The organism is Tichowtungia aerotolerans, from assembly GCF_009905215.1.
GTDB lineage: Bacteria > Verrucomicrobiota > Kiritimatiellia > Kiritimatiellales > Tichowtungiaceae > Tichowtungia > Tichowtungia aerotolerans.
Genome location: NZ_CP047593.1, coordinates 730,537 through 749,490, shown reverse-complemented (window position 1 = coordinate 749,490; position 18,954 = coordinate 730,537). Strand labels below are relative to the sequence as shown.

Annotated in this window: 9 protein-coding genes; 7 read left to right on the top strand and 2 right to left on the bottom strand. The window is 54.4% G+C overall.

Annotated elements, in window-relative coordinates; genetic code table 11:
- Window positions 1-101 precede the first annotated feature (101 nt).
- Entirely contained in the window at window positions 102-1,202 is a 1,101-nt protein-coding gene (gene ychF, locus GT409_RS03180) for a redox-regulated ATPase YchF (RefSeq protein WP_160626876.1), read from the bottom strand.
- A gap of 422 nt (window positions 1,203-1,624) precedes the next feature.
- Between ychF and GT409_RS03175 the strand changes: the two genes are divergently transcribed.
- The 3 genes from GT409_RS03175 (at window position 1,625) to GT409_RS03165 (ending at window position 6,299) form a co-directional block, all read left to right on the top strand.
- The gene (locus tag GT409_RS03175; RefSeq protein ID WP_160626875.1) at window positions 1,625-3,046 is read left to right on the top strand and encodes a sulfatase; all 1,422 of its coding nucleotides are present in this window, start codon (window positions 1,625-1,627) and stop codon (window positions 3,044-3,046) included.
- Between the two features lie 2 nt (window positions 3,047-3,048).
- The gene (locus GT409_RS03170; protein ID WP_160626873.1) at window positions 3,049-4,464 is read left to right on the top strand and encodes a sulfatase family protein; all 1,416 of its coding nucleotides are present in this window, start codon (window positions 3,049-3,051) and stop codon (window positions 4,462-4,464) included.
- 260 nt (window positions 4,465-4,724) lie between these two features.
- Window positions 4,725-6,299, top strand: coding sequence for a sulfatase family protein (locus tag GT409_RS03165; RefSeq protein WP_160626871.1), 1,575 nt, complete (start codon window positions 4,725-4,727; stop codon window positions 6,297-6,299).
- A gap of 283 nt (window positions 6,300-6,582) precedes the next feature.
- On the opposite strand, the gene GT409_RS03160 is transcribed toward GT409_RS03165, so the two are convergent.
- Window positions 6,583-7,464 (bottom strand): helix-turn-helix domain-containing protein, encoded by an 882-nt coding sequence (locus GT409_RS03160; protein WP_160626869.1) that lies wholly within the window; start codon window positions 7,462-7,464, stop codon window positions 6,583-6,585.
- A 181-nt stretch (window positions 7,465-7,645) separates the two neighbouring features.
- On the opposite strand from GT409_RS03160, the gene GT409_RS03155 reads away from it, so the two are divergent.
- The 4 genes from GT409_RS03155 (at window position 7,646) to GT409_RS03140 (ending at window position 18,753) form a co-directional block, all read left to right on the top strand.
- Window positions 7,646-8,833: a glycosyltransferase WbsX family protein gene (locus tag GT409_RS03155; RefSeq protein WP_160626867.1), complete on the top strand. Its 1,188-nt coding sequence runs from the start codon at window positions 7,646-7,648 to the stop codon at window positions 8,831-8,833.
- A gap of 64 nt (window positions 8,834-8,897) precedes the next feature.
- Window positions 8,898-10,307, top strand: a complete 1,410-nt coding sequence (locus GT409_RS03150; protein WP_160626865.1) for a sulfatase-like hydrolase/transferase — start codon at window positions 8,898-8,900, stop codon at window positions 10,305-10,307.
- Between the two features lie 148 nt (window positions 10,308-10,455).
- A complete protein-coding gene (locus GT409_RS03145) occupies window positions 10,456-13,575 on the top strand; it encodes a dockerin type I repeat-containing protein (RefSeq protein ID WP_160626863.1) in 3,120 nt (1,039 codons plus the stop codon).
- Between the two features lie 102 nt (window positions 13,576-13,677).
- A complete protein-coding gene (locus GT409_RS03140) occupies window positions 13,678-18,753 on the top strand; it encodes a sulfatase-like hydrolase/transferase (RefSeq protein ID WP_160626861.1) in 5,076 nt (1,691 codons plus the stop codon).
- Window positions 18,754-18,954: the final 201 nt, after the last annotated feature.

Sequence of the window (18,954 nt, the reverse complement as noted above, 5' to 3'; positions counted from 1 at the left end):
TATCGCTTACCCGTCAGGGAAGCGATGACGTCAGCAGGTGGCCATCGGGTATAAATGCTTCCCTTTGGGTAAGCGTTGCTACATTTGCGGCGGCAAAAGAATCAGACGTTGAACAGGAACTCAATGATGTCGCCGTCTTTGACGACATATTCTTTTCCTTCAGTGCGCATGAGGCCTTTTTCCTTACAGGCATTTTCGCCGCCGTGCTCAATGTAGTCGGCGTAGGAGATGACCTGCGCGCGGATGAACCCGCGCTCAAAGTCGGTGTGGATCACGCCCGCAGCGGCCGGGGCTTTCCAACCCTGGTGGATGGTCCACGCATGAACCTCTTTCGGGCCGGCGGTCAGGTAGCTGGCGAGTCCGAGGGTGTGGTATCCCTTGTGGATCACCTGGTTGAGACCGCTTTCCTCCACGCCGTATTCTTTGAGGAATTCGTTGGCTTCCTCTTCATCCATGCCGACGAGGTCTTCTTCCATCTTGGCGCAGATTTTTACCGTGTCGGCACCCTTGGCATCGGCGTAGGCGCGGACGGCGTGTACGAAGTCGTTGTCTTTCACCATTCCGTCTTCATCGACGTTGGCGCAGTAAATGATCTTTTTATCGGTCAGTAATGGGCATTCCTTCAACAGTTTTTTGAACAGTTCGCTATTGCGATCCGGGAATGCAATGGCCGGTTTGCCTTCGCCGAGATGCGCGAGCAGTTTTTCCACTTCCGGAATGGTCGCTGCGGCGGCTTTGTCGGCGCGTGCCTGTTTTTTCATACGGTCGACACGGTTGCTCCATGTTTCGTAGTCGGCAAGGACCAGTTCGGTTTCAATCACTTCAATGTCGCGCACCGGATCGACGGAACCATCGACATGCACGACGTTGGGATCTTCGAAGCAGCGGATCACGTGCAGCAGCGCATCGGCTTCGCGCACGTTGGACAAAAACTTGTTGCCGAGGCCTTCGCCCTTGCTGGCGCCTTTCACCAGTCCGGCGATGTCCATGAAGTCGACCGTTGCGTAAACGGTTTTCTTTGGAGTGACCATATTGGCCAGTTTGTCGACGCGCGGATCGGGCACCGGAACCACCGCTTTGTTCGGTTCGATGGTGCAGAAGGGATAGTTGGCCGCTTCCGCGTTCTGTGCGCGGGTCAGTGCGTTGAAGATGGTTGATTTCCCAACATTTGGAAGACCCAGGATTCCGATACTTAAGCTCATAGTGGTTGCTCCGTAAAAAGACCGGAAAATAAAGCATGAAACCGCTGACTAGGCAAGTGTTGCCGCCAGCTTTATGTTTATAGTGGTGGGCGTTACAGAATTCGAATCTGTGACCTCTTGCGTGTGAATCGACTCACACATCTAAAACTGATGTCAGCACATTGCAGATTGATTCACATATCTGCCTTGTAATGAGAATGATACGAAAATCGGCGGGAAAGTCAAGGAAGGTGAAATGGTTTTTAACAATCTGTTATTTTCTGCCACAAAACCCGTAGTTTTCGACGTAGTTTTCAGGGTGTTTCAGAAGCGATGTGCAGATCTTTATTTGGCATGATTATCCAAATTTGTGGCAGTAAGCTAATAGTGATGTTCCTTACATAGCAGTAGAGTGATCCGCAGACATATTCGAAAGGGTTCCAATGAAATTTTCAGCAGTATTGAACATGGTGTTTGGCATCAGTGCAATGACTCAGGCATGTTTGGCGAACGAGCGCCCCGTTAACATATTATTCGTTATGGCCGATGATCTTGGAGTTCGAGATTTGGGGTGTTACGGCAGCGATTATTATCGGACGCCGAACCTGGATAAACTGGCGGCGCAGGGGATGCGCTTTGCGCGAGCCTATGCGGCTTGCAACGTCTGCTCGCCGACACGCGCGGCAATCCTGACCGGTCGATACCCGCACCGCGTTAAGCTGACTGACGCGTTGCCTTGGGATCGGCTCGCGGATAATCCGAAAATGATTCCGCCGAACCATCTGAAAGAGCTGCCGACAAAATTTCCAATGTTTGGAAAATCTTTACAGGAGGCGGGCTATCGCACAGCGCTGTTCGGCAAGTGGCACCTCGGTAATGAAGAGAAGTTTTTTACCGAAGGCGGACACAAGGCCTATGGCTTTGACGAAGCGGCGGACTGTTCGTGGCAGGAAAAAAAACGCGACAAGGGCGTAGATGAATTGACGGACATGACGATCCGGTTCCTGCGGGAAAACAAAGACGAGCCCTTTATGGTCTGCCTGATGCATCATGTGCCGCATGTGCCGATGGCCTGTCCGCCGGACGCCGAGGCGCTGTACAACGATGTGCCGAAAGGACGGTTCCAGAAGAACCAAAAATATGCGGGCATGATTTCGCATATGGATCAGTCCATCGAAAAACTGCTGGGCTCACTCGATGAGCTGGGATTGTCTGAAAATACAGTTGTGGTTTTCAGCTCCGATAATGGTGGGCTGAAAAACCTCACCAGCAACGCCCCGTTTCGCGGAGGCAAGGGGGATTTGCATGAAGGCGGTATCTGCGTGCCCCTGATTGTTCGCTGGCCGGGGCGGGTTGCGGCAGGATCGGTCTGTGATTCCGCTGTGATCAGCATGGATTATTTCCCTACGTTTCTGGAGCTGACCGGACAGCCGTTGATGCCGGAGGCTCATGTTGACGGGCAGAGTATGGTTCCGCTTCTGGAAGGCAAGTCTGTGGAGCCGCGAACACTGGCCTGGCACTTTCCGCATCGGGATCATCCGGCGTCGGCAATCGCGATGGGCGACTGGAAACTCATTCGTCATCTTTTGTCTGGCGAAGTCGAACTGTTCGATTTGAGCTCTGATCCAGAAGAGAGTAATGATCTTTCTTCAGCGCATCCGGAACGAACAGAACGGCTGGCAAAAATGTTGGAGGCTCATTTGCGGGATACGAACGCGCAGCGCATGCGACCCAATCTGGAATGGGATGCGTCTCGTCCGCCGGGAAAATATAAAAACTATGGAATCTTCTATCCGGAAGGCGGCAGGATTTATCAGCAGGTCAAGGAGCCTTATCCTGCCTGGTTTAACAGCGCTGGTGAATAGATATGCATAAGCCGAACATCCTTTACATTTTAACGGATCAGATGCGCTCAACGGCGATGGGCTGTGCGGGTGTTGAAAAAGTAAAAACCCCGAATATTGATCGCCTCGCTGCGCAGGGCACGCGCTTTACCAATGCCGTTTCCAATACGCCGTCGTGTGCGCCGGCACGCGGCACAATTCTGACCGGATTGCACACGCTCTCGCACTGCGTGGTGAACAATGAACTTCAGGTGAAAAACGACGGGCCGACATTTGCGGGCGCTTTGACTGGAAGCGGATACAAGTGCGGGTATATCGGCAAATGGCATCTTGACGGCGGGCCGCGCACCGGCTTTACGCCGCCCGGGCCGCGCCGCCTCGGATTCGACGACTATTGGGCGGTCGCCAACTGCACACACGACTACATGAACTCGTTCTACTACACTGAAGAGCCGAAGCCGGAATTCATTGACGGCTACGAGCCGATTCATCAGACCGACCTGGCGATCCGTTACATCAAGGAAAAGGCTAAAGCCGATGATCCCTTCTTCCTCGTGCTTTCCATCGGAACGCCGCATGATCCGTACTGCGAAATGCCGAAAGAGATGCTGGAGCGCTATCCGGTCGACGATGTTGAGTTGATGGAAACCAACAGCATTTATGTGCCCGGTGAAATTATGCAGGCCAAGAAGGAAATTCTGGCCGGTTACTATGCGCACATTATGGCGCTCGACGATCAGGTCGGCCGGCTGGAGCAGACCCTGAAAGAGCAGGGCATCTACGACGATACGATTGTCGTATTCACTGCCGATCACGGCGATATGCTGGGGAACCATGAGCAGTATTACAAAAGCCAGCCGTGGCGCGAGTCGGTCGGTATTCCGCTGCTGATGCGCTGGCCGGGGCAGATCCCCGAAGGGCGCGTGACCGATGCGCCGCTCAGCCTGATCGAATTGACCTCGTCGCTGATATCCATGACGGGAACCGACATCCCGGAAGCGATGCAGGGCGATGACCTTTCAAAACTGATCCTGGGCGATGAATCCGCTGCGCCGGATTCAGTCTTCATCAACTTTGCAGTCGATGTGCACTGCATTCCGTCTCCGCCGTTCCGCGGCGTGGTGACCCGTACGCATACCTATGCCGAAACGCCCGACGGGCCGTGGCTGCTTTACGACGACAAGGCCGACCCGCTCCAGAAAAACAACCTGATCACCTGGGCGAACAGGGATAACCCGGAAGTGGTTTCGCTCCAGCAGGAGCTGCATAAAAAGCTGCACGGCTGGCTCGAACGCACCAGCGATCCGTTCGACGACGGCGACACCGTCAGCGACAAATATCAGCCCGGCCACGTCGGCGGCGTGTTGCCCATCGAAGATCCGCCGGACTATTTCCCGCCGCTGCCTCCCGGCAGCACCGCAACCGGCCGGGGCAAGTAAGGCATAGCCGCAAAAGAGCGCAGTAATCGCAAAAGTAGAGCCGGGACTCAGCTGTATTCAGCGTGGGCCCGGCTTGGTGGTTTCCAAGGTTTGGAATAAATGCTTCCAATGATTGGAAATTGGCTAGGGCAATGCCTCCGGCGGAGCATCGCTTTGCGTCTTCGCGCCTTAGCGGTCAAAATCTGATATCTGGCGGTGGAGTTTTATTTGTTGGCGGGAAAATACTATTCGATATCCGATTGGTTTCGTACGTTGTATGGATGAAAAAGGCCCTGCTGATTCTATATTCTATTGTGTTCCTGCTGTTCGTGAATGGCGCTCTCGCAGCGCCCAAGGTGGGTGGAGCGTCACGCTCCCGTTCCCCAAACATTATTTTCATCGTTACAGATGACCACGGCTTTAATGATCTCGAAGCGACGGATATGCGCGATGAGGTTGACATGCCGAATATCCACAAGCTGACGAGCGGCGGTGCGTTAATGACGCAGGCGTACTGCACGGCTCCGCAGTGTGTGCCGTCGAGGGCGGGCATCGTGACAGGGCGTTACCAACAGAAGTTCAGCATGGAGCGCAATGGCGAAGGCCCTTTGCCAAAGAGTGAGACGTCCATCGCTTCGCGCTTGAAGAAGCTGGGCTATAAAACCGGGCATGTGGGCAAGTGGCATTTGGCGCCGGACCGCGCGACCAAAAAATGGTTCGAGCAGGTCGGTTGCACCGGTATGGCAGACGCGCCCGTCGAGGCTGTTAATGCGCACCGGCCGCAGGGCTTCGGTTACGATGAGTATGCGCAGGGAACCGGTACCAAATATTGGTCGAATTTTGATGTGAACGGAAAAACGGTCGAACCGCAGGAAATCAACTACAAGACCTATGAGAAAAGATCCCACGCGGATAAATTCCGCCTTCAGCTTCAGACCGAGCTGGCGCTTAATTTTATCGAACGACATGCGGATGGGGCCGATCCGTTTTTTCTGTATCTTGGGTATTATGGTCCGCATTCACCACTGGATGCTCCGGCTGCACTGACCGATCAGGTGCTGTCGGTGGAAGAGCTGGTGGCAAAAGGATACGACAACACCAAAAAGCCGTACAAAAACCGGATCAATTTTGCGCGGCCTTATACGGAGGTCGAAGTTCGTCAGCAGGGGCTGGCGTTGCTGAAAGGCATCGACAACGGCGTCGGCGAGATTTTCCAATGTTTGGAAAAATCAGGTGAGCTGGAAAATACCATACTCTTTTTCATGGGCGATAACGGCGCGCCGTCGGGGACGAAGTCGTGGGATGGATCGATGAACGATCCGTGGCATGGCTCAAAAGGGATTATCTTCGAGGGCGGCGCGCGGGTGCCTTATTTTGTCTATTGGAAGGGTGTCATCGAACCGCAGGTATTCGAACAGCCGGTCAACACACTCGACGCGGGGGCAACTGCCGTGGCGCTGGCGGGCAGCGACCCTGCGAAAGACCCAATGCTCGACGGTGTGGATCTGATGCCGTTTCTGACGGGGAAAGCCAAGGGTGAACCGCATCGTTATATCTATCAGCGCTATATGAATACGGCTGCGTTGATCAGTGGTAAGTATAAATTCATGATGCACGAGAATGGCGAGGAACTGCTGTTCGATGTGTCGCTCGAACAGCCGGGCGCGCACAATGCCGACAAGGAATTCCATGAGACCCGCAATCTCGTCAACGAAATGCCTGAAAAAGCGGTCGAGCTGCGCAAGGAACTTAAGCGTTGGAAAAACGAACTGCCGGTTCCGAATTATGAAGGCGGCTATCACGACAGCCTCGTCGACTTCATCAAAAAACGATGGGGTTTTCGGGAGGCTCACTAGAGACAGGGCTCGCCTGCCGGGCGCAGTGCGGAACAGTTTTTTTGACAGGATTTACAGGATCAACTCAGATCGGTGCAGATCAAATTTGGCAAAATCATTTAGGTTAAAATGATGGCGGCGGAGCCGCTTGAGGGCGCGTGCGATTTTGCGGCTTCCAATGTTCGGAATTTTTTTGATTTCTTGTGTTTTTCGTAGCAGTCAATTTTCCAAAGCTTGGAAAGTCGGCCCCACGGCTGTCGCCGAACAGTACGGCCATCGGCACAAGGACGCGACGATGCTGTTTTTAGGAATGATTGATTTTGCGGAACATGCTGGGGGTGAGCCCCATATGTTTTTTGAACTGCTTGGTCATATAGCTGCTGTCCTGGAATCCGCACTCAAAGGCTATTTCTGTAATGGAGGCGTCAGAGTGTTTGAGCAGTTCGGTGGCCTGGGAGATCCGCAGGTTGGTCAGGTGCTGGTTGGGAGATACCCCTGTGGCTTTCTGGAACGTTCGGTAAAAATTGCGTTCTGACATATTTGCCATTTTGGCAAGCTGTTCAATCGAGAGGGGTTCGTACAGTTTTTGTTCCATGTGTGCGAGGGATTTCGCGATCAGCATCAGCTTGGCGGAGTCTTCCTTTGTGGCCTGCGCATACCACCGGGAGAGTTTGCCGATCAGCAGCAAAAGCAGGCTTTGGGAAATAAGCCGGAAACCCGGGTTCTGTTCATCAACCTCCTGTTCTATTTCTTCAATAAGGTTCCGGGCCTTGATCAAATCCGGGCCTTCAAGATGGAGCCGACTGTTAAAGTTCGCTTTACGCAGTTGAGGCTCCAGAACAAACAGGGCATGAAACCCAGGCAGGTGCTTCATGTCGAGGCTTTGAAGGCCAAGCATGTTGCTGTCGAACAGCACATTGCATAAATGAAGGTGGGAGGTTTGCTTATAGGCATGTTTTTGTCCGCTGTGGAGTACAAAAACATCCCCTGCGGCAATCGGATATTCAAAACTGCCGACACAGTTTATGCCATTGCCTTCATACACGACAACCAGTTCGGTGAATTCGTGGGTGTGTTCGGGGTAATCCGGGTGTTCGGGAACATCCTGCACGGAGATAAAAAAATCATGGAGATATTTATCGCTGCGCAGATTGCCGGTTTGGATGCTGTACGTTTTATATCGCATTTTTGTAGCATATATGAGCCATGGGTTTTTCGCTACAGTTAGTTGGCAGGATTTTTATGATTCAGCGGTCGGTTTGATGCTTATTTTGGCAGGATTATTATAAAATGTGACAGAGGATTCCCGGTTATTCGCTGCAAAATAAGCCACACTGATTACAGTGAAATGAAGAGAGGATTTGCTTATGAAGCCGGATGTGGCCGTTTATTATTTTCCGAATTATCATTCGGATGCACGAAATCGAAGGCAGCATGGAGCGCATTGGACCGAGTGGGAGCTGGTGCGTCGGGCTGAGCCGCGCTTCGAAGGGCATGTGCAGCCGCGACTTCCGGCATGGGGAGAGACTGATGAGGCGAACCCGCAGGTGATGGCTAAAAAGATCCATGCGGCGGCCGAGCATGGCATCGATACCTTTATTTTTGACTGGTACTGGTACAACGACGGGCCGTTTCTTCAGCGTGGACTCGATGAGGGCTTTCTTAATGCGCCCAACAATGACCGCCTGAAGTTTGCGCTGATGTGGGCCAATCATGACTGGCTGGATATTCACCCGATGAAAGCATGCGACAATGCCCTGGAGAACGCCACGTTGCTTTATCCGGGCGCTGTTACGCCGGAGACGTTCGAGACGATCATGGATCACTGCATCCAAAAATATTTCTCACATTCTTCCTATTGGCTGCTGGATGGCTGCCCCTATTTTTCGGTTTATGAAATGACTAAGCTGATTGCCGGTTTCGGCAGTGTCGAAAAAACACGGGAACTGTTCGACCGCTTCCGCAGCAAGGTGAAAGCTGCCGGCTTTGAGGATCTGCACCTCAATGCGGTTTTCTGGAACAACCCGATTCTGCCCGGGGAAACTGCGCCGACGGATTCCAAGCAGCTTGCCGATGCGCTGGGCTTCGACAGCGTGACCTCCTATGTCTGGATTCACCATTACGGGCCGGACGACTTTCCGTGTGTTGAGTACAACGATATCCGGGATGCCTACTTTGCGTACTGGGATGAAGCCGTCAGAAAGTATGATCAGCCCTATTATCCGAACGTGACCATGGGGTGGGATTCTTCACCGCGAACGGTGCAGTCTGATTCGTATGAAAATCGGGGCTATCCGTTCATGTATACGATTGCGAATAACACGCCGGAAAACTTCAGGAATGCATTGGAAATGGTAAAAGACCGATTGGAGAAAAGTCCGGTTCCGAATCCGTTCCTGACGATCAATGCCTGGAATGAGTGGACCGAGGGCAGCTATCTGGAGCCGGATCAGATCCACGGGATGGGATATCTGAAAGCCATTCGGGACGTGTTCGGGGAATCTCTGGACATGGATGAAAAACAAAATTCTGCGGAACAAAAGATACAGGCTTAGACGTAAGCTCATGAGAATATTGGTTCTATCATTACTGTTCACCTGCTCGGTTCTGGGAGGTTCTGTGAAACCGAATATTTTGTTTATTAATGTGGATCAGTTGCGGTATGACTCGCTCGGAACGACCGGCAATAAGATTGTAAAAACGCCGAATATTGATGCCGTTGCAGAAAACGGCATGTCTTTTTCCAGCGCGTATACACCATTGCCGAGCTGCTGTCCTGCGCGACAGACACTGCTTTCAGGGGTTATGCCCGAGCAGCATAAAGGGCTTTGGAATTTCGGCAGTGGCGACGGATCGTTGCCGATTCCGGGACTCTCCACGAATGCATCGGTCTGGGTGCGGCAGCTGCGCGATGCCGGATATCGCACGGCCTATATCGGCAAATGGCATGTGCATCCGGAACTCGATGCCACTCATTACGGATTTGAAACCTACGATGATGTGCCGAACGATCCGTTTCATACGCCTTATAAAGCAGTCAAATATCGGGTGGACAATCCATGGCCAGAATTTCCGGTCGGCTACTGCGAAACACAACCCGTAGAGGAATGCCACACCCATCTGCTCGCAGAAAGATGCATTGAAAAGATTCGTGAATTTGAAGCCGGTGATGAGCCATGGCATATTCGTCTCGATTATTTTGAGCCGCATCTTCCCTGTATTCCGGCGGAACCCTTTGCCTCGATGTATCCGCCGGAAACCATTCCGCCCTGGGGAAATTTTGAGGAGGGTTTTGAGGGGAAGCCCTATATCCAGCGGCAGCAGGTTCGCAACTGGTGTCTGGAAAACTGGACGTGGGATGAATGGTCGATTTATCTGTCCGGCTACTACGGCATTATTTCGCAGCTCGATGATTCCCTCGGGCAGCTTTTCCAATGGTTGGAAAAGAAAGATCTAATGAAGGATACATTGATTATCTTTACCACCGATCACGGCGATGCTGCCGGCAGTCATCGCATGATGGACAAACATTATGTGATGTATGAGGAAGAAACGCATGTGCCGCTGTTTGTGCGCTGGGACGGGGTGATCAAACCGGGCACTGTGTGCGATGATTTTGTCAGCCATTTTCTCGACCTGCCGGTTACACTGCTGGAGTTGCTGAATCTCCCTATGCCGGACTGTTATCAGGGACAGTCTCTGCTTTCGATACTCAACGGTGCGCCGAATCCGGCTCCGCGCGAGTTTGCGTTTTCAACGTATAACGGGCAGCAGTTCGGTCTCTACTGTCAGCGCATGATTCGTGACCGGAAATATAAGTATGTCTGGAATGCAACCGATGTGGATGAACTCTACGATCTGGAGACCGATCCTTTTGAGATGAACAACCTTGCTGCGCAGGATGACGATTCCGAACTGTGCCGCACGTATCGCAGAAAAGTCTATGAGGTATTCTCGGAGCTTAATGATCCGCTTGTGACCGGTTTGTGGAATGCTCGGTATCTTTGCGGAGAACGGACGACGCCGTAATGGCGTAGATGGCAGGAATGTTTTAGTAAATGGCAGAGAATTACCGGAATGAATTCTCAATGTTTGGTTTATTCGTCACCATCGAGGCGAAGCCGTATGCAAAAGGCTCAGTCGTTTTGAAACAAAAAAAGAAGAGAGGATGGGAAAGATGAGACGTTTACTGTTCGCAACAACTGTTCTGCTGGCGCTGGTTGCCGGGTCGGCGTTAGCGGTTACTCAGGTGACCAATATCTTCACCGAAGGTTTTAATTCGGGATTCAGTGACCCTTATACGACGGATGGGCAGTCGTGGGGCTCTCGTTTCGGTATAACTGCTCCGGGAATTAACACGAATACAATCGCCGGGACGGAAGGCGACGCGATGGCCTTGCTCAATAATGACCGGGCGGTTGATGGTGCCACCACAATTATCGGCGCCATGGATGTCGAACTGGGCACCGTGCCCGCCGAAGGCGTCACCTATACCTTTTCCGGAAACTTCAGCTGGCAGTTTGGAACTGCGGCCAGTGCTGCCGAGTTGTTTTTACATTCCGGTCAGAGTGGCTTTGTGGTCGATATGGGTGCCGCCAGCACAACAGATGCAGACTTCTTCTTTGATATGCCTGAAACCAACTGGGCAACGCATTCGTTCAGCTATACGACCACTGCCGCCGATGTTGGCAAAGCGATCCGCGTGCGGATTCGACTGGCAGATGAAGATAACGTGGACAACCTTACGCAGCTGCTGGCCGACAACTGGGTGGTCACCCGCGAAACCCCGATCCGCACAGAGCCGCTGGTGATTGATGTGCGCATCAACGGACTTATCTATTACTACAACCCGGCCAATGAGGCGGCAGGCTATGTCTGCAACGACGGTGTAATTACCGACGGCGGAGAAACCATTGGTCTTTGTGCCTACGAAACCATGGCCTACACCTTCGGCCTCGTGACAAATGGCGCTTCTGTCGGGGAGTACCGCGTGAACGCCATCGATTTTTCCGGCGTCGATCAGACCGCAACCGGAAACGGGATCGGAACCACGGCGACCCGCAATATTCTCACCAACTCCACGACGGCCACGCTGGTGGACTTCGTTTATGACGGAACCGATTTCTGGTTCCTGGCCGACGATGGAAAAGTGTTCCAAAACAGCTCCACCAATGCGGTGTTTGATTTGGGAACCAATGTGGTTGCGACCTATGACTCGCTGACCCTGAGTGAAACGAAGCTGTTGGCAGGGGCCACCGCAGCGGATGGAACTTCCAAGGTGCTGGAGGTTGACGGCGGAATGGTCACCGTGCTGGTTGATCAGGCTGGAGCGGTCGACGGAACGACTTGGGTTGCCGGTCAGTCGGACAGTGCAACCTGGTATCACTGCCGAGCGCAGGGATACACCTATGAGGGAATCTCGACCTGGGTTGGGGGTGCTCCCAGCAGCGGCATACCGCTTCGCGGACTTGCCGCCTCCACTGAAGGTGTTTACGGCGTGCATAAATCGGGGTATCTGTATTTAAATGGCTGGGACTGGGCGGCCAATATGGTTCAGCAGACCATTATGGCCAATGCGGTCGACCTTGCCGTCGTGCAGGTTTCATACGTGGTTCCTGCGTTCCCGGCCATCGCCGATCCGGTCGGTTCCAACCTGATTCCCAACGGTGAATTCGATCAGGTTACGACCAACGGTCCGGCGCCTCACGCATCCCTGCAGTACAATATTGACGGCACATTCGGCGACTACTCGGCCTTTTGGGGCGATACCGCCGAAGTAACGGGCTGGACTCCCGCCTATGATGATCCCAACGGACTGACCGCCCTTGTCGGAACGCCCCATGCCGATGACGGCGGCGTGCCGGCTCTGGACGGAACGTTCTATCTGGACACGCTGATTGACACGGATGACGGTCTCATTACGCTGAACTCTATCATGGATTACAGCAACGGGTTGGTTCAGTCGAACGCCCTGAACGGCGTAACTATTGATTCCGGAAAAACCTATCGCTTCAGTGTTGATGCGATCGCAACGGGGGGTGCTCTGGACCTGGATTCAGGAACCTTTACTGCCTCGTTGACCGATGGTTCCAACACACCGATTACCGGTGGTTCGATGACAGGCATTTTAACCGGATGGGATGGCGTTCAGGTGCTGGATATCAGCGGGGCGGACCTGCTGGCCGCTGGTCAGGTCAATGTGGTTTTTGATCAGGTAAATACCAATGATATTCCCGGTTATCCGGACAGTATTGCTCCGACCGATGTTTCAAATGCAACTCTGGTTTCTCAGATCAAAGTTTATTCTGTAACGCTGGCCGAACTGCTGACTGCCGGAGCAGGCGATGTCAACAAAGACGGTGTTGTCAACCAGGACGATGTGGATCTGGCCAACAGCTATCTGGACGGCTCGGTTGACGGCGGCGATGATGCCGCAACGCGCATTGCCGACCTGATTGCCCAGGGCATGACATCTGCGGAGGCGCTGGAATATCTCAATCTGACCGGTTTCGATCTTGATGGCGACGGCACCTTTAATGCTGACGATGTAGCGGCGATCGACTCACTTCTTCCGGCACCGGAACTGCTGATGGTGATGACCGGTTCGGACACGATGGCCTTTGAGTGGGAAGGCAGCGACTCCAAGGAATATACCATCGAGTCATGCACATCGCTTATCCTGACGAACTGGGCGGTTTACAACGATGGCGTGACTACATACAGCGCAATTGCGGGTTCTGCAACCGGTACAAACACCCTCACCGGTGTGCTGACCGACGGCTCGGCACGCTTCTTCCGCCTGATTGAAGGCACCTCGCCGATCTCTTACCTCTCCGTGGCCGACGGCAGTTTTGAGCTGGACGGATCGGGCTGGTCGGCCTGTATGGCCAGCTGGAACGACACTGGAACGGCGGTGTATGAACTGTATGGAGGTTCCGGGCACATGACGGCCGCTATCGATGGCACATGGTGTGGACTGATGAGTAATCTGGGAACCATTCATCAGGATCTGGATGCTGTGAATGCAGGCGACACTCTGACTGTTGTTTTCTACGGCGGACGTGCCCTGGAGAGCAAAAACACGAATGCCGGCGGAGTGATTAACTGTACCCTTAAAGTTGGCGGCTCTTCTAATACGGTGCAGGCCGACACGACTCTGCTTGCGTACGACACCTGGCAAGCCTATACCAACACCTGGGTCGCCACGGAAAGCGGAACACTCACCCTCGAGTTTTCCAACGCCAGCGGCAAGCCGTGGATCGACCACATCAGCAATGTGAAGCGCGTCGAGCCGTAACCGCTAACCGGTAAACACAAAGGCCTCGGCACAACCCGGGGCTTTTGTTGTCTAACTGATTTCTGAAGGGACGATATGACAGGTTTTTCCAATGAGTGGAAAATGAGGGTTTTGGCCGGAGTTGTTTTTGCGGCAGTTTTCCCTGCAGTGGCCGCGAACTGGCTGGGTACGCAAAATCGCGACTGGTCGAACGGCGGTAACTGGCAGGGAGGCAGTGTGCCCGGATCCGGGGATCATGCCTACGTCTACCTGACGCCGAACGATCCTGAAATCACAGCGGGAAGCAATGTCTGCAAAAACGTCTATCTTCCGGCGGGATGGCAGAATGCCGGATCGGCTACGCTGACGATTGATGGCGGTTCGCTGAATGCTGCGTATATTTATTGCGGTTCTTCCAGTACAGCGCACACGGGCAACCTGCTGGTGCGAGGCGGCTCGACAGAACTGTCGGGGAATCTGGTCGTCGGGCAGTCCATGGTCGGCGGGGATTTTACGATGACCGGCGGAACTCTCTTCTGCAATGCGCTGAAAATTGCAACGGACAGCAACACGGTGGGTGCAGCTTATCTTTACGGCGGCGAGGCGGTTTGTTCTGTGCTGAAGGTCGGTGATCAAGGGACGCTGGATATGGGGAATGGGCAGCTGACGATTACCGACTCTTCTGCCCGCATGGCGGTGCGGCTGCTGATCGATCAGGGAAAGATCACGGCCTACGGCGGTGCAGGGCGGATTGTTTTCGGAAGTGTCGGAACAGATCTGGTGCTGACCGCCAAACAATTGACTGAGCTGGCCCAATTGCCGAGCCCGTCCGACCTGACAACGCAGATCGATTCCGGCAGCTCCACGCAGTTGAGCTGGACGGCGGGAACGGGAGCCGTCAGTCACAATCTCTACTTCAGTACGAACGCCAGCGAAATCATCCACAGCAACACCGCCTTTGTCGTCAACCAGACTGAAACTGTTTTTGACACCCCGGTGCTTTTTGCCAATACCGTTTATTACTGGCGGGTGGATGAAGTGACCGGCTCCGCCACGAACCGGGGCGACATCTGGAGTTTCCGCACCGATAACCCCGGAGTCAACCGCCCGACCCTCGGCGTGATCCGGTGGGACATGTATTCCGGCATGGCCGCCACGCAGGGTCAGGAGCTGGGGTATTTGCCGGGCGACTCCGGGTTTCTGGCTCCGGAAAAATGGAACTGGCGCGCGCCGTTTTTCTGCCGCTACACCAACGATGTTCCATGGATCGACCACGCCGCCAACGGTGCGATCGGGCCGCTCTGGTTTAATTCCGAACAGGAGTTTTCGATGACACAGGAGGCGACCGAACAGGAGATTGCCTTTGCTGGAACGACAGGCGCAAAACTCGACTACTGGATTTTCGGAACTGCCCCGGCTTCGGCGGGCGGAAACGGCTGGGGGTTGACCTGGAATCTGGATGCCTTCCTCGAAAGTGAGCGGCGGCTGGAAATCAACTATGCGATGATGTTCCGGCTCGACTCCGTTGATGATTGGGCCGAGTTCGACCTGGCGGTCGACGAGCTGGTCTGGCACGCGAAGCAGCCGAACTACCAGACGGTGATGGGTGACCGACCAATCATCTACCTGATCCACTATAAAGACCTCTCCGTTACGCTCGGTGATCCGGCGGATGGATCGACCGTTACTAATCTGGCGGCGGCGGCGCAGATGATGCGCGACGCATTTTCCGTGGCAGGCCTGCCCGAACCCTATCTGGTGGCCACAGCGGTGCCTGCGCATTCGTTCAACGCCGGCAATTGGATCGATGGCGCCGGATTCGATGCGGGTAATGATTATCGCGGAGCGTATGGCGGTTCACCGGACCCGGGCACGACATTCGCGAACATGGGCGACAACATTGAACCCTACTGGGACCTGACCCGCGACAACCTTTCTGCCGGGCTGATTCCGGCAGCACCCTGCGGTGCCAATTCGTTGCCGCGTGATCCTCATGGGCTCTATAATTACGATGAGCCGGTGCCGGGAGACCTGACGGCTTTGATGAACCGGGTAATGGACTACATTGTTGAAAATCCGGTGGAGTGTGAAGCCAACACCTTTTCCATGTATTCCTGGAACGAACATTCCGAGGGGGGATTTCTTTGTCCTCTCATGAACACCAACGGGATCTACGATCTGCCGGATACCCGCCGCCTCGACGAAGTGGGTGCTGCCGTAAATGCCTATGAACCGCCGACGGAAACCGCGCTTGTCTTTGTGCGGGAAGACGGCGCGGTCTACCGTTCTTTAACGACCTCCTTTGATCCGGTCTTTGCATTCGATTTAACAGCCGGCACCAATGTCGTGGTCTCCGCAGCGGCTGATGATCACTTTTTATACGGCCTGCTCGACAATAATGCCGTGGTGCGGGCGGATCTGCTCGGCGGATATTTTCCGAACGTGCAGACGATTGGTTCATTCAGTGGCGTAGTCGGAACATTGACCGGGCTGGATGTTAAGGGCGGAGCGGTCTATGCGGTGGATGATGCCGGACGGGTTTATAAAAACTTCAGCTCCACTCCGGAGATCACGCTTTCCGGCAGCGGGTTTGTGGATTTTGCTGCGCAGTCATCCGTTGCTTTCCGCGGGCTCTACAACAACGGCGGTCCCTATGCGTGGACTCGCGATCAGGATAATACGTACGGTAATTTCAGCAACAACGGCGGAGCGGCGGCGATCAGCAGCGAATCGGGCGACGGCTATTATGTACTGCGCGATGATGGTTTTGTTTATGGTCCCGACGCGAAGGTTTATCAGGGAAATTTCAGCAGTAATGCGGTGGATATCACGGTAGTCGGCTCCAACGACCTTTATACAGTGGACGATTCCGGCGCGGTTGTCAGCTCGCTGGGCGGCGGGGGCGAGAGCACCTTTGGTACGCTCAATGCCGGGGCATCCGCATTTGTGGCCATCGATCGGATTGAGTTTGATGTCAGAGAACAACTGACCCGTGTGCCCAATGTGATTGTTATTTTGACCGATGACCACGGCTACACCGATTTGGGGGTTCATGGAATCGATGCGAATGTGGATACCCCCGCCATGGATACGCTGGTGGCCAACGGCGCGCTGATGACTTCAGGCTATGCCTCCGCGCCCCAATGCGCCCCCTCGCGTGCAGGCCTGCTGACCGGGCAGTACCAGAATCGCTTTGGATTCCGTACGAACAACGATATGCCGCTGACGCTGGATGCAACGCTGAATGCCGAACGGCTTCGCGATAGCGGCTATGCTACCGGCTTCGTCGGCAAGTGGCACGTCGGCCTGTCGGATGTGGAATATCCTCGTCCCGATTCGGCCTATGAACCGTCGCAGCGCGGATTCACAGACTACTGGACCGGCAAGCGTTCTCCGTACACCGTGAATTATGACCTCGCAGGAACCTCGGTGTCGAATCAGGTGGTCGCCGATGCCCGCAACCGGATCACGGTGCAGGGCGAAGCCGCCGAGGCATTTATCGGTCGGCATGCGGACGAGCCGTTCTGTCTGCATCTGGCTTTGTTTGGACCGCACATCCCTCGGATCGACACCAACGATGTTTATTATACCGCATTCCCGGAGCTGGACTATCCAAACTATAGTTCCGACCTTGATGATGTGCGCCGGCAGGGGCTGGCGATGATCAAGGCGATTGATGACGCGGTTGACGGCGTGATGCAGAAACTGCGCGACCTCGGCATTGAAGAAGACACCCTGGTTCTTTTTGCCAGTGACAACGGTTCCAACCCCAAGTTTTGGGAAACGGTTCCGGGGACGGAAACCCTCGATTCGTGGACCGGCTCAGAAAATATTCCGCGCCGCGGCGAAAAGGGCAGCCTTTGGGAAGGCGGCATCAATGTGCCGATGTGGGTCTACTGGAAAGGAACCATTCCCGGCGGGCAGGTGGTGGATGATCCGGTCATTACGCTCGACTTTGCGGCTACCGCGTTGAAGCTTGCCAGCGGCTCCATTCCGCCTGAATATGATGGGGTGGATCTGCTGCCTCGTCTCAGTGGAATGACCGGATCGGTAGAACGGGTTGAACCGCTCTTCTGGGACTACGGCGACGATGGTGAAGGCGAACTGGCGATCCGTAAGGGCGACTGGAAAATGCGGAGGTCGGGCGCCGGTGATTATCTGTTTAATCTGGCCGTCGACCCGAACGAGCAAACCAATCTGGTTTTCCAATGTTTGGAAAAACAGGCGGAGCTCGAAGTCGACCTGATGGCGTGGCAGGCGACGCTTCCGCCGGACGGAAGGGCCTTCATGGGCGATGCCGGCGGTGACATGGTTTACATCAATGGCGCTCCGGAAGGAACTCCGGTGGATGCACGTTATCTCTCCCCGCTGCAGGCCTATCCATCAGCCATTGTTTCACCCGGAGCCCCGGTCGATTCCGATGGCGACGGCATGTCCGACAGTGATGAGTTGGCGGTCGGACGGAACCCGACCGACGCGGGCGATCTGGCATTTGAATTCAATAAACCCGGCGAGTTCCGCTTCCATTCCGAAGGGGATTTCGAGGGCTGGAGAACGATCTCCGTTACCGACCCGTCAACAACCAATGGCCTGTTGGTCGGCATGGCACCGGGCGAGGGCAAAATCGTTCACAGTGCGTTGCATTTTGATGGCGATGACGTCCCGTACATTCTTGTGCGCATGCGTTCTGCAGAAGGGGCGGCTTTCAGGTTTTACTGGGCGCATACAAACGAAAACCTGTTTGCTTCTTCCCGTCTGTTCTATTCCACCTATAACAGTAACCGGATCGAGACCCTTTTGATTCCACTTGCCGGTGATCCTGAATGGGACGGGCAGACGATTACCCAGTTGCGGGTCAATCCCGTAAATATTTTGTCGGATTTTGAAATCGACTACATTTGTGCTTCGTCCGGTAATCTGGACGGGGATGCTTTCACCGATGCGCAGGAGGTGATTGCCGGAACCGATGCTGCGATGGCCGAGTCTCTGTTTACGCTCGTGCCGACCGCTGCCGGCGGCCTTCAGTGGAATGGAAAAGCCGGGCGCAGCTACACCGTCTGGCAGACGCCGCAGTTGATGCCGGCAGACTGGACTGTCGCTACCAATATCGGTGTACTGTCCTCGGATCAGCTTATCGAACTTTCCTTGCCCGCCTCACCCACTTCCGGTTTCTATCGTGTGGAAGTTGCCTATCCGTGAGCAAATGTAGCAACGCTTCACCCGACCGGAGGGAGGGAAAGCGTTTTAATCCGCACCGCACGACGGTTGTCCGCTTTCCGGCTGCGCCGGTGAAGCGGAACTACATGAGATTTTCCAATGTTTGGAAATTCGAGAGCGGCATGGGAATACTGATCATTGGCAGAATTCTACTATTGACTGAGCCGGAGAACGGGTAGCCTG